The organism is Vibrio sp. 10N.239.312.D08, assembly GCF_041466145.1.
GTDB classification, from domain to species: domain Bacteria; phylum Pseudomonadota; class Gammaproteobacteria; order Enterobacterales; family Vibrionaceae; genus Vibrio; species Vibrio crassostreae_C.
This window is the reverse complement of record NZ_JBFSSD010000014.1, coordinates 35168-53342: the sequence shown is the minus strand read 5'-3', so window position 1 is coordinate 53342 and position 18175 is coordinate 35168. Positions and strand designations below refer to the sequence as shown.

General features: G+C 45.6%; 15 protein-coding genes. 8 read left to right on the top strand and 7 right to left on the bottom strand.

Features of this window, described 5'->3' with window-relative positions; all coding sequences use genetic code 11:
• The first annotated feature begins 42 nt into the window (after positions 1–42).
• Positions 43–1404 carry an 8-oxoguanine deaminase gene (locus tag AB6D58_RS09830; RefSeq protein WP_017067339.1) on the top strand — a complete coding sequence of 454 codons (1362 nt, stop codon included), beginning with the start codon at positions 43–45 and terminating at the stop codon, positions 1402–1404.
• An 86-nt stretch (positions 1405–1490) separates the two neighbouring features.
• Here AB6D58_RS09830 and AB6D58_RS09825 read toward each other — a convergent pair whose 3' ends face one another.
• From AB6D58_RS09825 to gcl, 6 genes are all read right to left on the bottom strand, one after another.
• Positions 1491–2927, bottom strand: coding sequence for an amidohydrolase (locus tag AB6D58_RS09825; protein ID WP_136982323.1), 1437 nt, complete (start codon positions 2925–2927; stop codon positions 1491–1493).
• Positions 2928–3194: 267 nt separating this feature from the next.
• Positions 3195–3803, bottom strand: a complete 609-nt coding sequence (locus tag AB6D58_RS09820) for a TetR/AcrR family transcriptional regulator (RefSeq protein WP_017076969.1) — start codon at positions 3801–3803, stop codon at positions 3195–3197.
• 163 nt (positions 3804–3966) lie between these two features.
• Positions 3967–5277, bottom strand: coding sequence for a glycerate kinase (locus tag AB6D58_RS09815; RefSeq protein ID WP_372157163.1), 1311 nt, complete (start codon positions 5275–5277; stop codon positions 3967–3969).
• A 242-nt stretch (positions 5278–5519) separates the two neighbouring features.
• Entirely contained in the window at positions 5520–6416 is an 897-nt protein-coding gene (locus tag AB6D58_RS09810) for a 2-hydroxy-3-oxopropionate reductase (protein WP_372157161.1), read from the bottom strand.
• A 37-nt stretch (positions 6417–6453) separates the two neighbouring features.
• Positions 6454–7230 carry a hydroxypyruvate isomerase gene (gene hyi, locus AB6D58_RS09805; protein ID WP_102511279.1) on the bottom strand — a complete coding sequence of 259 codons (777 nt, stop codon included), beginning with the start codon at positions 7228–7230 and terminating at the stop codon, positions 6454–6456.
• 116 nt (positions 7231–7346) lie between these two features.
• On the bottom strand, positions 7347–9119 hold the full coding sequence (gcl, locus tag AB6D58_RS09800) for a glyoxylate carboligase (protein ID WP_102561880.1): 1773 nt from the start codon (positions 9117–9119) through the stop codon (positions 7347–7349).
• A gap of 313 nt (positions 9120–9432) precedes the next feature.
• Here gcl and aceB point away from each other — a divergent pair, with 313 nt between their 5' ends.
• Positions 9433–11058: a malate synthase A gene (gene aceB / locus AB6D58_RS09795; RefSeq protein WP_372157158.1), complete on the top strand. Its 1626-nt coding sequence runs from the start codon at positions 9433–9435 to the stop codon at positions 11056–11058.
• 101 nt (positions 11059–11159) lie between these two features.
• Positions 11160–11600, top strand: a complete 441-nt coding sequence (locus AB6D58_RS09790; protein WP_004732837.1) for a heme-binding protein — start codon at positions 11160–11162, stop codon at positions 11598–11600.
• 99 nt (positions 11601–11699) lie between these two features.
• Here AB6D58_RS09790 and AB6D58_RS09785 read toward each other — a convergent pair whose 3' ends face one another.
• Entirely contained in the window at positions 11700–12182 is a 483-nt protein-coding gene (locus AB6D58_RS09785; protein WP_017054932.1) for a MarR family winged helix-turn-helix transcriptional regulator, read from the bottom strand.
• A gap of 123 nt (positions 12183–12305) precedes the next feature.
• Here AB6D58_RS09785 and AB6D58_RS09780 point away from each other — a divergent pair, with 123 nt between their 5' ends.
• From AB6D58_RS09780 to AB6D58_RS09760, 5 genes are all read left to right on the top strand, one after another.
• Complete coding sequence (locus AB6D58_RS09780) at positions 12306–13199, top strand: DMT family transporter (protein ID WP_372157156.1); 894 nt, start codon at positions 12306–12308, stop codon at positions 13197–13199.
• A gap of 143 nt (positions 13200–13342) precedes the next feature.
• The gene (locus AB6D58_RS09775) at positions 13343–14266 is read left to right on the top strand and encodes a LysR family transcriptional regulator (RefSeq protein ID WP_372102154.1); all 924 of its coding nucleotides are present in this window, start codon (positions 13343–13345) and stop codon (positions 14264–14266) included.
• Positions 14267–14437: 171 nt separating this feature from the next.
• Positions 14438–16120: a hypothetical protein gene (locus AB6D58_RS09770; protein WP_372102155.1), complete on the top strand. Its 1683-nt coding sequence runs from the start codon at positions 14438–14440 to the stop codon at positions 16118–16120.
• A 73-nt stretch (positions 16121–16193) separates the two neighbouring features.
• Complete coding sequence (locus tag AB6D58_RS09765; protein ID WP_372126507.1) at positions 16194–16847, top strand: hypothetical protein; 654 nt, start codon at positions 16194–16196, stop codon at positions 16845–16847.
• A gap of 367 nt (positions 16848–17214) precedes the next feature.
• Positions 17215–18129, top strand: a complete 915-nt coding sequence (locus AB6D58_RS09760; RefSeq protein WP_372151738.1) for a DMT family transporter — start codon at positions 17215–17217, stop codon at positions 18127–18129.
• Positions 18130–18175: the final 46 nt, after the last annotated feature.

Here is an 18175-nt window from a genome sequence, read left to right as displayed (position 1 = left end):
CCTCTTCCCTGAAAAGGCTGAGATGGCTAAGGACTACTATGAATGGAAACCATCTGGATTAAGAATCCTCTCGCAATCTACACTGGCTCGCAGGCTGATGCAGAAGGCGGAATCGTCATAAAAGGTAATAAAATCATTGAACTGGTTGGCAAACACAAAGAGCCGACCTTACCCGTAGATTACAGCGTCGACGCCTCTCGTCATGTTGTGACTCCTGGGCTTATCAATGCGCACCACCACTTCTATCAAACCCTAACGCGAGCCTACCCCGGCGCACTCAATAAAGAACTCTTCCATTGGCTACAAAGCCTCTACCCAGTTTGGGCCAACCTCGATTCGGAGATGATGAGCCTCGCAACAGAGCTTGCTCTGGTTGAGCTGATGATGTCGGGCTGTACCACTGCTTCCGATCACCATTACTTGCTACCAGACGGGCTTGAGCACGCTATTGATTTGCAAGTCGAGGCCGCAGAGAAACTGGGCGTTAGAGCGATATTTACCCGAGGTTCCATGAGCCTAGGGGAAGATGAGGGTGGATTGCCACCAAGACACACCATTCAAACCGAACAAACCATCATTGATGACAGCCAGCGCTTGATTCGTGATTACCACCAGCGTGATGAAGGGGCGATGATTCAAATCGCGCTCGCGCCTTGTTCGCCGTTCTCAGTCACTACCGACCTGATGAAAGAGACCGCCAAGATCAGTGAGCGTGAAAACGTCATGATGCACACGCACCTATGCGAAACGCTCGATGAAGAAGACTTCTGTATAGAGAAGTTTGGCTTGCGCCCAGTTGATTACCTAGAAGATGTGGGTTGGCTGAACGAGCGCACTTGGCTCGCTCATGGTATTCACTTCAATCCAGAAGAGATCAAACGTTTGGGTAAAGCAGGCATTGGTATCAGTCACTGCCCAACTTCCAATATGATGTTGGCTTCCGGTATTTGTAAAAACAACGATCTAGAAGCAGCAGGCGTAAAAGTCGGGCTAGGTGTGGATGGTTCGGCCTCAAACGACGGCTCTAATATGATTGCCGAAGTGCGCATGGCGATGTATCTACAACGCCTGCAATATGGTTCCGCCAACGTTTCACACTTTGATGCATTGCGCTGGGCGACATCCGGTTCTGCCGCGGCAATGGGCAGAACCGACATTGGTACACTAGAGGTTGGCAAACAAGCCGATATCGCGATGTTCAAGCTCGATGATATTCGTTTTTCTGGCAGCCACGACCCACTGGCCGCATTACTACTTTGTGGTGCTCAACAAGCGGATAAAGTGATGGTTGCAGGTAAGTGGCGAGTGAACGATGGCGCTGTGATTGGCGTAGACATGGAACAACTAATGCACCGCCACCATGCAGCTGCAATGAAGCTAGGTAAACTGGCGATGAATAATTAAATACTCTCTAACTAGAAAAGCGAAAAAAGGCCGACGTGATGTCGGCCTTGTTCATTCAGTTCGATTTTTAGAAACCGATTTACATCTTAATCCATCAAGCTCTTCGACTTAATCGCCTTCTTAGAAAGCTCTTTGGCAAAGGCTTTGATATCTGTTTCAAACTCATCGACGCTTTGGCGGATTTCATCCAGTTGAACGGTTTGCATTACACGGTTTTCCATTACGATTTGGCCGTTCACAATCGTCGTATCGATGTTGCTTGGGTTCGCTTGGTAAACCAAGGTCGCGTAAGGGTCGTAATTTGGCATCATGTTCGCTGATGTTGTCTCTACAATCACGATGTCTGCCTTCTTACCCGCTTCAAGAGAACCGATTTGATCTTCCATGTGTAGGGCTTTCGCACCACCTAATGTCGCCATCTCGATAACTTGCTCAGGAATCATGATAGTGCGGTCAGAATGCTTTAAACGTTGCATGTTCGCTGCGTAGCTTAATGTGCGCATGATATCGACTTGGTTAGAGCTCATTGGGCCATCTGTTCCTAAGCCTACTCGCATGTCAGCACGGTACATATCCCATGCTGGTGCGATGCCAGTTGCACCTTTAGCGTTCGCCATTGGGTTGTATGAGATCCCTGCGTCAGCTTGCTTTAGAAGCTTTTGATCGTTCTCCGAAAGATGGATACCGTGAGCAATGACTACGCGCTCGTCCAGCACACCAATTTCATCCATGTATTCGACTGGCGATGTTGCCTTAGTTTCATCTTTGATGCGTTTCTCTTCATTTGGGAATTCAGCAACGTGAATCAGCACCGGCACATCGTATTGAGCAGACAGCTTGTTGATTTCTTGCAGCTTATCTTTGCTCACGGTGTACACCGCATGTGGCGCATAAGCAGGCGTGATTAGCTCATCGTTTTTGTATTGTTCGATAAAGCCTTTGGCGTATTCAATGCCGCCGTAAGGTTCTTTGGCATCGACCACTGGGAACTTAATCACGGTTTCGCCGAGCACAGCGCGTAAGCCGACTTCTTTGGTCGCCTTGGCCATTTCATCCATGTGGTAATACATATCGGCATAAGTGGTTACACCGCTTTGTGCTAGTTCGATAGAGCCAAGCTTGGTTGCGTTGTAAATCAGTTCACGGCTTAGCTTTTCGGCTTCTAGAGGGAAGAAGTAAGCGAACAGACGATTCGAAATACCCTCTTCCCCTAAGCCACGAAACGCGATCATCGGTAAATGGTTGTGCGCGTTCACCATACCCGGCATGACGATTCCATCTTGAGCATCAATCACTTTTTCTGCGCGATATTGAGTCATTAAATCCTCGGTACCGACTGCGATGATCTGGTCGTTTTTCACTACAACAACACCATCTTCAATCACATCCATTTCTGAATTGATGGTGAGAACCTGTCCGTTGGTGATGATCAGATCAGCGTTGTATGTTTGCGTCGCGACCGTTGAACCGCAACCTGCAAGCAGAACTGCGCTGATGGTGCATGCCAAGCTTTTAAGCGTCATTGCTAAACCTTAATGTTGTGCGTGTAATATTGTTAGCGGCTTCATCTATAAGTTTCCAGCTTTTCGCTTTTCAGAAGAGTAAGTGCCGCCAATTTTCGCGATACTATAACCTGTCATTTAAATAAAATGGCATACCTAATCGAACCGAATTCAAGATAAATGAGTTATTGCACAACAAGTCACAAAAGTAGCTTTGCACATATGCTCACTCACATGCACAAACAAAAAAGGCCTGCAATCGCAGACCAAAAAAACATTCAAATAACGTTAGCTTTTCACACCACACCCTTTAATCACTAGCTGTGTGATGAATTCAGCGGCATCTTCATAGTCTTTGTCATCGAGCTTATCTTTCTGCATCACGCTGCAAATCTGCCAGCCAAAATCGGCGTAGGTTTGAGTTGCCGCCCAGATGGTAAACATCAGGTGATGAGCGGGAACATCGTCCATTAGGCCCTGCGCCGACCATGTCGAGAACTTATCAAGAATCATCTGGGATTGCTTATACAGCTCGTCACCAATTTCTTTCGGCAATACTTTAGCGCCAGACATCACTTCATTGGCAAATACCTTAGAAGCATGTGGATGGTCGCGAGAAATGATCAGCTTGGTTTGAATATATTGAGACAAGGCTTCAACAGGATCGCTCAACTCTTCAATCGGACGAGACGCTTCTAGTAAAGGCTGAGTGACGGTTTCAAGCACAGCGTTGTAGAGCTTATCTTTTGAGCTGAAATAGTAGAAGACGTTGGGTTTGGGAATGTCGGCCGCTTTTGCGATATCAGCCATTTTTGTTGCGGCATAACCATGAGTGGCGAATTGTTCACACGCGACTTCGATGATTAAATCTTGATTCTTTTGTCTGATCCTAGACATATTGCATCCTTTACAGCTCGTTACTAAAATCATAGTAATCAACGTGCTTCATTAGTCCAGAAGATAATCTCAGAACTCAAGGTCACCGCATTGATAACAATAAAATGGTCGCTCTATTTGTTAAGAAGCGACCATTCCATACCGTGTTTTTGAACTGTTCAAGTTAAAGAATCAATATCGCGCGGAAGTCATTCACATTGGTCAGCGTTGGCCCCGTGGTTAGAAGCACATCGACTTGCTTGAAAAAATCGTAGCTGTTGTTCGCATCGAGATAGTCTTGCGCTTTAAGCGACAGGCTCGAACCTAGTTGCCATGTTTGAGGCGCGATCCATGCTCCCGCATTGTCTTCAACACCATCAATCCCGTCGGTATCAGCAGCCAATGCAAATATGTTGTCTTGGCCTTTAAGCTCGTTATACAAGCTCAACAAGAACTCACAGTTACGCCCACCGCGACCATTCCCTTTAACGGTTACCGTGGTTTCCCCGCCGGAAAGTATCACGCAAGGCGTCTCAAATGGGTGCTTGTTATTAGCCACTTGTTTGGCTAGCGCAGCATGCACCTTCGCGACATCTCGCGCTTCTCCCTCTATGCAATCACTCAACACATAAGCGGGAATACCCAAGCCTTCAGCTTCTGCAGCAGCGGATTCCAATGCCGACATTGGTGTCGCGATAATATGGTGCTCCGCGTTCTTCCAACATACGTCATCTGGTTTAACCGTCTCTGACTCTGGATTATTTAGCCATTCAAATGCCGAGCGTGGTGTTTCTATTTGATAACGTTCTAAAATGGCCATCGCATCAAAACGCGTGGTGGTGTCGGGTACGGTTGGGCCCGATGCAATCACACTAATGTCATCGCCCGGCACATCAGAAATCGCCAGTGACACAACCCTTGCAGGATACGCCGCTTTAGCAAGTCGACCGCCTTTTATCGAAGATAGATGTTTGCGAACACAGTTCATCTCATCAATGGCGGCGCCTGATTTAAGCAACGCTTTATTGATTTGTTGCTTCTCTGCCAAGCTGATGTCGCCAACGGGCAGACTTAGCAAAGCAGAACCACCGCCAGACAATAGGCAAATAACCGTATCGTCAGCACTCAAACCACTCACTAATTCCAGCATACGTTGGCTCACTTCTAAGCCCATCGCATCTGGGACTGGGTGCGCCGCTTCAATCACCTCAATGTGTTCGCAAGGGGCGGTGTGCTCATAACGAGTCACCACCAAGCCTTCAAGGTCACGCAGTGCAAGGTCTTGTTGTTTCTTTGCCTGCCAAACCGCTTCCAGCTCGGCGGCCATCGACGCGGCTGCTTTTCCTGCCCCGATAACGACAGTACGCCCGGCTTGATTAGCAGAGCGATAAAAAATGTCTTGAGGAAGAAAAGGTTCGATGTGATTTTTAGGTAGCGCCTGATTAACAGCACTTGAGAAAAGGGTTTGTAGAAACTGCTTAGCATCAATGTCCATCAGCCACTCCTTAGTTGACGGAGAAAAAAAGAACCCCGATACAAGGCCAAAGGGTGCCTGCTAAGATCAAGTTGGAAAGGAACAACTTCAACCTCTGCCTCGTATCAGGAACGCGTATAAAAGGAGACGAAACTACGCGATTTATAAACAAACTGTTGGGCTACGAATCGATAGCAGCCCTAATTAATTAACGGATAATCGGTTGATTGACTAACCACTAAACGGATAAACCGTTAACTAGATTAACGAATCGAGTGGTCAGAACGTTTCTCAATCGCTTGGATAAGCGCAGAGTGGTCCCAACCTTCACCGCCCATTACGGCACACTCGCCAAACAACTCTTGAGCATTGGCCGTATTCGGTAGCGCGACACCCAACTCTTGCGCACCCGTTAGCGCTAAGTTGAGGTCTTTTTGGTGAAGTGAGATTCTAAAGCCAGGGTCGAATGTGCCTTCAACCATACGCTCACCGTGCACTTCCAATATCTTAGAGTTAGCAAAGCCACCTAATAGCGCCTGACGTACGCGTGCTGGATCAGCGCCTGCTTTCGAAGCAAAGACTAACGCTTCAGACACGGCTTCGATATTCAGCGCCACAATGATTTGGTTCGCCACCTTACAGGTTTGACCCGCACCGTTGTCGCCTACTAGCGTGATGTTCTTACCCATGATTTCGAACAGAGGACGAGCTTTATCAAACGCGTCTTGCTCACCGCCCACCATGATAGTCAGCGCTGCATTGATTGCGCCCACTTCACCACCAGAAACCGGTGCATCAAGGTATGACGCGCCGCCTTCGTTGATTCGAGCTGCGATTGCTTTGGTCACGATTGGCGAGATTGAACTCATGTCGATAACCAGTTTTCCAGCTGCACCGCCTGCCGTTAGGCCTTTCTCAACACCGTTGTCACCAAACAGGACATCTTCAACTTGAGGGGTATTCGGCACCATTAAGATAACGATGTCTGCTGCTTCAGCCGCTTCCGCTGGTGAATGGCAGACCGTTGCGCCTGCTGCTACAAGATCGGCAGGTGCTGTATTAAAGTGATCCGACAGAATCAAATCGTGACCTGCTTTTTGAAGGTTACTCGCCATAGGTTTACCCATGATGCCAGTTCCGATAAATGCAATTTTAGACATGTTGTTCTCCTTAACGTTTGAGGGTTACCAGACGCAATTAACGGTACTGGTGTAGCCAACCAAGGCCTTCTGTCGTTGTCGTTTTAGGTTTGTATTCGCAGCCAACCCAGCCTTGATAGCCAAGCTCATCAAGATAATTGAGCACGAATGGATAATTGATTTCGCCAGTACCCGGTTCGTGTCGGCCTGGGTTATCAGCCAGTTGCACGTGTGCGATTTGACCAATGTTCTGTTGCATGGTCGGCGTGAGATCGCCTTCCATAATTTGCATGTGATAAATATCGTATTGGATAGAAAGGTTATCGCTCCCTACCTCTTTGATGATCGCTTTGGCTTGCTCAGTCGTGTTCAAGAAGAAGCCCGGAATATCGCGTGTATTGATCGCTTCTATCACTAAGCTAATGCCTTCTGCTGCTAGCGCGTTCGCCGCGTAATGCAGGTTAATCACAAACGCCGATTGCGCGTCTTGTTGGGTCACACCTTGCGGAACAATCCCCGCCAAGCAATTCACTTGAGTACAGCCAAGCGCTTTTGCGTAAGCGATAGCTTTAGGTACACCCGCTTGAAACTCTTCAACTCGTGCAGGGTCGACCGCGATACCACGGTCGCCAGCGTCCCAATCACCCGCAGGCAAGTTAAATAGCACTTGCTCTAGGTTATTAGCATCGAGCTTTACTTTGATTGCCTGAGCATCAAAGGCGTAAGGAAAAAGGTATTCCACACCTTGAAAGCCCGCTTCTGCGGCGGCTTCAAAGCGATCCATAAAATCAACTTCCGTGAATAACATTGACAAGTTTGCTGCAAATTTTGCCATGACTCTGTCCTTATTCTTTATCTGTAAAAATCTGGTTATTTGTAGTAAAGCCTCGCTCTATTGGAGACTTTCCGTAGAGCTAAACCTCAGCTCTACGGATACACATGACTTAATGATTACTTGTACGCCAGCGCCGTTGGAGCATCGCCGCGGCCTTCGGCAAGCGGTTCAAATTCGTTAATAGCATTGATCTCAACGCCCATCGCAATATTGGTCACACGCTCAAGAATCAACTCAACAACCACTGGTACCTTATGCTTGTTCATCAGCTCTTTGGCTTGCTCAAACGCAGCGGCAATTTGGTCTGGTTCACGAACTCGAATTGCCTTACAGCCTAGGCCTTCAACAACTGCAACATGGTCAACACCGTAGCCCTCAAGCTCTGGCGCATTCTGGTTATCAAACGCCAGTTGTACACAATAGTCGATATCAAATTGGCGCTGTGCTTGGCGAATCAATCCTAAGTACGAGTTGTTCACTAACACATGAATGTATGGCAAGTTAAATTGCGCGCCAACGGCCAGTTCTTCGATCATGAATTGGAAATCGTAGTCACCAGAGATAGCAACGATATTGCGATCTGGATCGGCCGCTCGTACGCCCAATGCAGCGGGTGTAGTCCAACCTAGTGGACCTGCTTGACCACAGTTGATCCAGTTACGAGGCTTATAAACATGCAGGAACTGAGCGGCAGCGATTTGCGACAAACCAATGGTGCTCACATAGCAAGTGTCACGGCCAAATGCCTTGTTCATCTCTTCATAAACACGCATAGGCTTCATTGGCGCTTCATCGAAATTGGTTTTACGCAGCATGGTCGATTTGCGTTCCTGACACTCGCTTGCCCAAGCATTTCGGTTCGGCAGTTTGCCTGCATCACGCCACTCTTGCGCCACTTCAACCATTAGCTCTAGCGCTGCTTTCGCATCAGAGACAATGCCTAAATCTGGGCAGAACACGCGACCGATTTGGGTCGGTTCAATATCAACGTGAACAAACTTTCGGCCTTCAGTGTAAACATCGACAGAGCCGGTATGACGGTTTGCCCATCGGTTACCGACACCAAACACAAAGTCAGAGTTGAGCATGGTTTCGTTACCGTAACGGTGAGAAGTTTGTAGCCCTACCATGCCTGCCATTAATTCATGATCATCTGGGATCGAGCCCCAACCCATCAAGGTTGGAATCACAGGAACTCCAGTGATCTCGGCAAACTGTTGCAACAATTCAGATGCGCCAGCGTTAATCACGCCACCACCCGATACAATCAGCGGTTTTTCAGATTGAGACATCATGGTTAATGCTTTCTCAACCTGCGCGCGGGTTGCTTGTGGCTTATAAGGTTCTAGCGGTTCATAGGTATCGATATCAAATTCAATTTCAGCCAGCTGAACATCAATCGGTAGATCAATCAGGATTGGCCCCGGACGACCCGAACGCATTAAATGAAAGGCTTTTTGAAATGCGCGTGGCACTTGTGCAGGTTCCAGCACCGTGGTTGCCCATTTAGTGACTGGTTTAGCGATAGATTCAATGTCGACCGCTTGGAAATCTTCTTTATGAAGACGAGCACGGGGCGCTTGGCCGGTGATGCATAGAATTGGAATCGAATCTGCAGTCGCAGAATAAAGACCCGTGATCATGTCCGTTCCCGCAGGACCAGAAGTACCAATACACACACCTATATTGCCTTGATTGGTACGCGTATACCCTTCAGCCATATGGGATGCACCCTCTACGTGACGAGCTAAGACGTGGTCGATTCCTCCGAGCTTTTTCATAGCCGCATACATAGGGTTAATTGCTGCGCCGGGAACACCAAATGCGATGTCTACACCTTCACGTTTAAGCACCTCTACCGCTGCTTCAATCGCTTTCATAATTGCCATTCGAACCTCCAGTTCAGATTGTATACAATTAAACCAACTTTTGTGTACTATGAACCATCCTCGCTATTTATCAACCCCAAAATGAAACAATCTTGTTACATCGCACAGCCACTTTGAGTAAGAACTAACCCTGAAAAGCTTACAATTCATTGCTTTACATAAAATATCTTTACGTAAAAATAAATTACAAAAAGATTAAATGATAAATAAATGTTAAATACCGTTTGCTTGTATACAATTTCTACAATATAAATATCCTTAAAAAGAGCATTTTGTATACAAAATGACATCGTATTGTTTAAAGGAGACAACAATGGTGAATGACGTAAAAGAGAGAGAAGAAGTACAATGTATGCAGGTACTTGGGAAGATGGACAACTCCGAGTACAAAGAGATCTTGTCTAAAGATGCATTAAAATTCTTAGAAGCTCTCGTCAATAAGTTTGGAGATCGCCGTCATGCCCTGCTAAGTGACCGCGACGTAAAACAAGCTCAATATGACGAGGGTGAGTTACCCAATTTCAGAAAAGACACCATTTCCATTCGCCAGAATAAAGAGTGGAAAGTGGCGACACCGCCACCAGAGCTACTGGATCGCCGAGTAGAGATCACCGGACCTATCGAAAGAAAGATGGTGATCAACGCGCTAAACTCAGGCGCGAAAGTCTTCATGTGCTGCTTTGAAGATGCGTCTTCTCCTACTTGGGCCAATATGGTCGAAGGGCAAATCAACCTAAGAGATGCCAACCTTGGCACCATTAGTTATTTCGATGAGAAGAAGCAGAAGCGTTACCAATTAAACGACGATCCTGCACTGCTGATCGCTCGTCCACGTGGTATTCATTTACCTGAGCAGTCCATTCAATTCAACAATCAGCCTATCGGCGGTTGCTTGATGGACTTCGCCTTGTACTTTTTCCACAACTATCAATCACGAGCACAACAAGGTTTAGGGGTTTACTACTACATTCCCAAGCTTGAGAGCATGGAAGAAGCACAATGGTGGGACGATATTTTCAGCTTCACCGAAAACTATTTCCACGTACCCAAAGGCACCATTCGTGCGACGGTTTTAATCGAAACGCTACCAGCCGTGTTCCAGATGGAAGAGATCTTGTATGCAATGCGCGATCATATCGTAGCGATGAACTGCGGTCGCTGGGATTACATCTTCAGCTACATCAAAACGCTGAAGAACCATAAAGACCGCATCCTGCCAGATCGTCACGGGATCGGCATGGATCAAGAATTCCTCAACGCCTATAGCCAATTGTTGGTGCGCACTTGTCATGCTCGCGGTGCACTGGCAATGGGTGGGATGTCTGCCTTTATTCCAGCAAAAGATCCGCAAGAAATGGCGCGTGTGACTGTCAAAGTAATTGAAGACAAACAGAGAGAATCTCAGAACGGACACGATGGCACTTGGGTCGCGCACCCTGCACTGGTTGATTTAGCGATGTCGATATTCGATAAGCACCTTGATGGCAAAGTAAACCAAATGGATTTCCAAAGCCCAGAGCATGTGATCAATGCAGATTCGTTACTAAAACCTTGCGAAGGCCGCCGCGACGAAGCGGGTGTGCGTAAGAATATACGCATCGCGCTTTATTACATCGAAGCTTGGATTCAAGGCTACGGCTGTGTACCTATCTACGGCCTTATGGAAGATGCGGCGACCGCTGAGATCTCGAGAGCCAATATTTGGCAATGGATCCACCACGGCGTCACGCTTGATGACGGCCAAACCTTTACCAAACAACTGTTCCACTCTTGGCTTTACCAGGAGTTAGACACGATAAAACATGAAGTCGGAGACTCGCGCTATTCAGCAGGTCGATTTGAAGAGACAGCTGATCTTTTCTATCAACTTTCTACAGCCGAAGAGTTCGCCGCCTTCCTAACTTTACCCAGCTATGGGCTGTTACAAGAGTCCAGTTAGGACTCTTGTACCGAGATGAATCAGTCGATGATATTCACAACAAGAGTAATGATTGGCTGACTTAGCTTGGTACACAGCCCCTTGAAAAACTAGGAGATAACATGGGAAGTTTGACTCTACAACAAGCGTTAACCATCATTGATGGCACCTTACAAGCAGGAAACAAGATCCACACAGAACCTTTGACGGTCGCCGTCTTAGACAGCGGTGGCAAGCTGATTTCTCTGCAACGTCAAGACGGCTCTAGCATGATGCGACCAGACATCGCGATCGCTAAAGCGTGGGGAGCTCTCGCACTGGGTTGTTCCTCTAGAAAACTCGCCCAAGATGCTGACAACCGACCAGCATTTATCTCCGCCGTAAACGTACTCGCACACGGAAACATGGTGCCAGTGCCAGGGGGGCTACTGATTCGAGACAAGGACAAAACGGTACTTGGCGCGATTGGGGTCAGCGGTGACATTTCAGACATCGACGAGAGCTGCGCCATTAATGGTATTGGTTGCGCAGAGCTGTTCAGTGACGAGATGCTACAAGCTTAACTCGCCAATTCGCTGTACTTGAAGTTCTTAAACAAGCACAAAAAAACCGAAGCGATTAAGCTTCGGTTTTTTATTGAATCTAAAGGAAGATCAGAAAAACTACTCGTACGCGCTCAACCATGTTTTCAGAAGTTGGTTGGTGTTCTTCTTCTGACTCGCAGACAATGATTTAACCAGTTTTTTCTGCATTTCGACATGTTCAGTCATCATTTGGTCAATCAGAATAAGACCATCTTTAGTTAACTGGACACTCACGCTGCGTCTGTCTTCTTTGCTGTGTTCACGACTGATCAGCCCTTTGGCTTCTAGCTTATCAAGGCGATTGGTCATCGCGCCAGATGTCAGCATCATGGATCCAATCAGTTCAGATGGCGTCAGTCGGTAAGGCTTCCCAGAACGTCGCAACGTCGCCAGCACATCAAACTCCCCCAGCTTCATGTCGTATTTCTTATGAAGCTCGGCAACTTGCGTCTCCATATACTTGGCAATACGCATAATCCGACCCATCATTGCCATAGGCTCAGTTTCTAGTTCGGGCTTTTCCTTTGCCCATTGCTCTACTACGCGGTCGATAGCATCCATTTGCAATCTCGCTCCGTTGTTAGTCTGATTACTTCAAACTAGTTTAACATAAAGATACTTTACAACCACTAGTTCTCAGTATACAGTTCACACAATAGTTATCTTAACGTAAAGATATTTCAGATGAACATATTATTAGCAATGATCCCCGCGTTCTTTTGGGGAACAACCTATGCAGTGACGCAATTTACGCTACAGGAGTGGCCACCATTATTATTGGGTGCTTTGCGTGCGTTACCTGCTGGTTTGTTATTGCTAGCAGTAAAACCAACACTGCCTAAAAAAGGCGAGTGGCAAATCATTTTCACACTGGGCCTTATCAATATCGCGACTTTCTTTGGCTTGATCTTCGTGATGGCGCTAACGCTGCCTTCGGCAATCTCTGGCGTGGGTATGATCTCTGTGCCAGTGTTCGCGATGATCTTCCACTGGGTAGTGAAAAAACAGCGCCCGCATCTGATTCAAGCCCTTTCGGGTATTGGCTTGATCACCTTAGCGTGGATACTGTTTAACCCAAGCCAAATTGCTCTGAACCCAATCGGTTTAGGCGCAATGTTTGCCGCAATAATGTGTATTGTCATCGGCAGCAGCATTACCAAGTCACTGGGTAACCGCATGCACTGGTGGAAGGTATTAACGTGGCAGTTGATTCTGGGTGGTACGATTTTGTCTGTCGCGTCTGGCGTTCATGCATTCATCGACCCGCAGCCTTATGTTAATGCCGTGACTCATTTCGATACTCGTAATGCTATGGGACTCGTGTGGGTTATTGGGCTAAACACAGCGCTGGGTTACGGCATGTATGTGTGGTTGCTACAACGTATGTCGGTGGTTGATTTCACCTTCGGTGGAATCGCAAACCCAGTGGCTGGCATCGTGACAGGCATGGTGTTAATGGGTGAATCATTCACTGCAGTACAATACTCACTAATGACCGGCATGATAGTGATGTCACTGCTACCACAACTTATCCTTGCAGTAAGACAAACCAAACAAGTTAAGCCTGTTACGCAATAGAATTTACATATAGTAACGACCTACACAAAAACCCGCCAAGTGCGGGTTTTATTTTACCGACTTCACATCTATATAATATATCTATTTGTTCTCTAACGACGCACACCTTATTATGAATTCAATCATCAATTCAGGCGTTCGATATGGCAAAAGATCTCTTCTCCAACTTAGACTTAAATCTTCTTCGCACTTTTATCATCTTGCATCAAGAACGAAACATGCGAAAAGCAGCTGAACGTCTCTTTGTATCTCAACCAGCGGTCAGTAAAGCCCTACAAAGGCTGCGTGACCATTTTGACGATGAACTGTTTGTAAAAACACACCATGGCTTGCGCGCGACTGATCACGCGACAATGTTAGCGGAAAGCATTTCACCAATCTTGGATGATCTTTCTTCAGCACTCAATAATAGTAATGAATTCAACCCTAGTGAACTACGCGGGCCCCTCAAGTTAGCGTTATCTCCTTTCCTCCTTAGCTCACTATCAAGTAAGTTATTCAAAGCAATTCGCTCTCAAGCTCCGCATGTTCAAGTTCAGCTATTAAGCTGGTCTAAAACAACGATGGCTGACATCATTAATGATGAGGTGCTGATTGGTTTCAATTATGAAATTAACCACGCCCCCAAGGAGCTCTTACAACAACCGATAGCCCAAGACAGTTTTAAAGGTTACTTGAGAGAAGGCCATCCTTATCAGAAAGATTTTATTGAAATCAAAGATGGCGTTAAGTTTGAGCTAGCTACAGTTATTGCGATAGATTGGAACTCTCATCAAACACTTGCAGAAAAAATAATGAAAATCAAAGGACTAGAAGCAAGAATAGGCTTCCGTTCAGAGCTGCCATCAGCGGTTATTGATGTAGTACAAAACTCCGACATGATGTTCCCTGCCTCGAAATTTTTAGGCATAGAGAAGAAAACCTCCTTACGGGCCATCGACATCTTATTTGACAACAAGGATATCAACCCTATCGTGTGTGCATACTTTCACCACAAACATCGTAACAGTCCTACAACTCTATGGCTTAAGAAGATATTGGATAACCTTCTCAATAATAACCAGTAGTTATCACCCTCTTTACTCTGTTTCATTAATAACTAATCGTTAAGGCCTCTATTCTTTTAAGGAATTAGAGGCTTTTTTATTCAGTCCATATACTTCTCTCATCGGCTAGGAACGCCACATAACACTGCAAGAAGCAAACCTTGTTCCTATACAATTATTTGAGAGTAAACCATGAAACTAAAACTACTAAGCACTGCTATCGCAGCGACATTCCTTGCTGGCTGTTCTTCTTCTGGTAGCAGCGATAACGGTACAAGTCCTGAACCACAGGTTGGCGTTGCTGATGTTATTTACAACGAAGAACTACGAACAGCATATATCATCGGCGATGAAGGTAACAATGCTGTAGTGATTGGAGATGGTGAAGGTAACGCTGTAGTAGCTGTAAATGGTGAAGTATTCACTATCCAAGGTGATGTTGTTGTCGACGCGAATGGCGATATCGTTGGCACAGTGGTTACAGACAATAGTGTTGCGACCGTTTATATCAACGATAAATCATATACATTAGCTGTTGAAAATGGCCGATTGATCATCGAAGGTTCAGTGTTAGACCCAGAATTTGGTGATGACGAATGGGGACCTTCTGCTGGCAATGAATTCTTTGCTAATTACATGATTGTAGACGACCTTGGAATGCCTGTAGCGCTTATCGAAGGTGACAACGGTAACTACATGTGGGTCATCCAAGGAGAGGATGCTTATTACCTTAACATCAACGGTTCAGATGCTAAACCAACTCACAAAATCGTAGATGGTGAAGTGCTAACGATGTCTGGTGAAAGCACTGGGATCACGGTAGAAACTCATCGTACTGATGGTCAAATTACACATTTAACATTCAATACTCCTCGCGGTGAAGAAATTATTATTCGCCATGAAGACGGCCGTTTAATCGCTACTGTTTTTGGCCACGGTCATGAACACGAAGGCCCTGATTCCGCGCCTACTTACGGTGATATAGATGACGTTTTAGGCACAACTATCATTACTCTAGACAACGGTGAGACACTGATTTTAAAAGATGGTGTTTTATACCACCCAAGTTCAGATAGCGGAGCTGTGCTCAATGCTGATGGAACAATCACTAATATGGATGGCGAAGTTATCGCTCACGCTGAAATGCAAGAGCTCGGTTTTGTTGTAAGCTTAGAAAATGGCGCAGAAATTACGTTCCGTAATGACGATGGACGCCTTTTCGCTGCAATAACTGGCAAACCAAATATTGAGAACCCAATTGAACGTCCAGCTCCAATAAACCCTATTGAAGGTGAAGCGTCTAACGAATTACCAACTATTGGTTATGACCTCGATGGCAATACTCTTACTGTCACTCTTCTAGATGGTACTGAAGTCGAGATCAAAGATAATGGCGTAACTGGTGGTGTAATTGTTGGGCCAGAAGGAACAAAAACAGTTTCAAAAGCAACTATGGACGCTTATAAACAAGCAGCTGAATTACTATCCATTGATGAGCAAAAAGCTCTTGTTACTGTGTTCTTAGTAAACCAAAGTGGTGACGTTATTAATGACGACGCTCGCAGGGCTCTATGGCAAACTCAAAAAGACTCTACGTTAGCTTGGGCTAAGCAGTCACCAGAAAATACAGCTAAGATGCTACACATCATTGCTATTGAAGTCGATGAATTAGGGAAAGCTCCATACTCTCTAGGTTACTACCTGTTGACCGGCAAGAAACAAAGTATTGATGATATTAAAAACACGGCACAGGATAAAGTAAGAGGCCTTTCAGATATCCAGAAGCAAGAGTTAAAAGGTAAGATTCAATCTCTTTCTCAAGAGCAACGTCAGCAAATTAAACAAGCAGTAAAAGACCGCGCTAACCGCAGCTAATAAAAAATAATAAATATAAAAGCAAAGGAGCCGCTTATTAGCGGCTCCTTTTTATTTGAGAGTTGAGAACACGATGAAACGACTATTGATCACTTTATTGATGCCCTTCGCCATATATGCAAACGACCATCAATTACAAACATTAAGCTACCACGAGCCGAGTTTAAGTTTTCAAACAGCTAAAGCTGGAGACAACTGGATAGGTACAGTATCCGGCGTAATTCAAGCAACTGAAGAAGTGAACATCAGTGCAGAAATAGATTCTGAAGGATATTTAGAACTAGGTACAGGCTATGGCGTAATGCTAGGTGATTACTACACAGAAGCTTTCATCAGCTATGGTCGTACCGATTTTTTTGATATTTATGATATTGGCTTATTCAGCGGAACAGCTCTAACCAACAACATAATGGTATTTGGTAACACATCCCATGAATGGCGAAAATTCCCTTTATTCGATTTAAGTGATGCGAGCCGAGAATGGAAAAGTACCATTGGGACCAGTTACTCTCCCACACAGTTTATGAACTTTGCTTATTCATTCAGTCATGACCGCCAATTAACGGGGTCAAAAGGTTATTACAACAGCCAAGACGTCACTTTTACGCTGAAACCCAAATGGGTGGAACCGTATGTGAAATATACATTCGGTCAAAAGCGCGTTAGTCCAAGTGACCGTACCCGTTCTGATGGCATCGTTGAGCTAGGCTTCAACCTTCGTTTTTAGTTTACCGTTTCGTGTGGTAGCTCTCACCCCTTTATAGTCTGATTAAATAAAGGGGCTTTTTGCCTCGTACTAAGTCTTTAGTACCAATCAAGAATAAAACAATCACCTTAAATAATGTTCTCACTTCGGCCTCAATTTCAACCTTCTATCTCCCACCAACCCCTCAAAAAGAACAATAACTTTAACTCACCCTGCCTTTGTGAAAATAAATTATTAAAAAAGATTACATTAGAGATTTAATTTCTATATTTCATTTCAATTAGAGATAAAAAGACAAAACTTTTCTCCGACTACCTTTCTATACTGTGCCACGTCGTTAAGGCGCCACAAGCTTATGATTTAAAATAATTATTAATGAGTAGTCACCATGAATTCGAAGTCTCTAACTATCTTGCTTTTTGTCTCTGTTTGCTTAATTTGGGGAACCACTTGGTTCGCTATGGAAGTAGCATTGCATTCTATCCCACCTATTTTTGCTACTGCGTTACGCTTTTTACTTGCAGCACCTCTGCTTGCGGTATTAGCGAAAGTCTTCAACCAACCACTGCTGTTCCCTAAAGGTAAGCGCCAATGGCTGCTTATTGTTGCGCTGATGTATTTCGCGATTCCGTTTACGTTGATGATCTATGGCGAGCAATACATCTCTTCAGGTTTAGCGTCGATCATCTTCGCCAACATGCCTGTGGTTGTGATGCTGATGTCTGGCTTATTCTTAGGTCTACGACTGGCGAAGCACCAGATATTCGGTTTGATTACTGCTGTTGTGAGCCTATGTTTAATCCTTGGCAACGAAATGCAGATGGGTGGCGATGACTACCTAATTGGCACGGTTTGCTTAGGCCTTGCTGTTGCGATTCACGCAGTTATGTATGTGCTGGTTCAAAAGCACTGCAAAGGTATTGAAGTACTAACCTACAACGCCGTACCGAGCCTGATTGCTGCTTTATTCTTATTCGCTGTTTCAGCTGTAGGTGAAAACGTGAATGTTGAATCCTTCACTGGGGATTCAATCTCAGCCGTGGTTTACCTAGGCTTTGTCGCGAGTGTTGGCGGCGTTGTGGCTTACTTCAAATTAGGACAGGTTTCGACCCCTTTCCAAGCGTCTATCTGCTTTTTGATTTTCCCGGTAGTAGCGCTGCTAATATCTTGTTACGTCAACGGTGAAGTTCTGTCTGAACAATCATTGTTTATGATGATCCCCCTGCTTTGCGGCATTTTACTCACCAAGGCACCAAAGGGAATTTTCAAGCTGCGTACCGAATTAAAAACCGTAAGAAACTGATCCGCGTGAAACCTATTTTGCGGATTAGATATACATATCCCACATA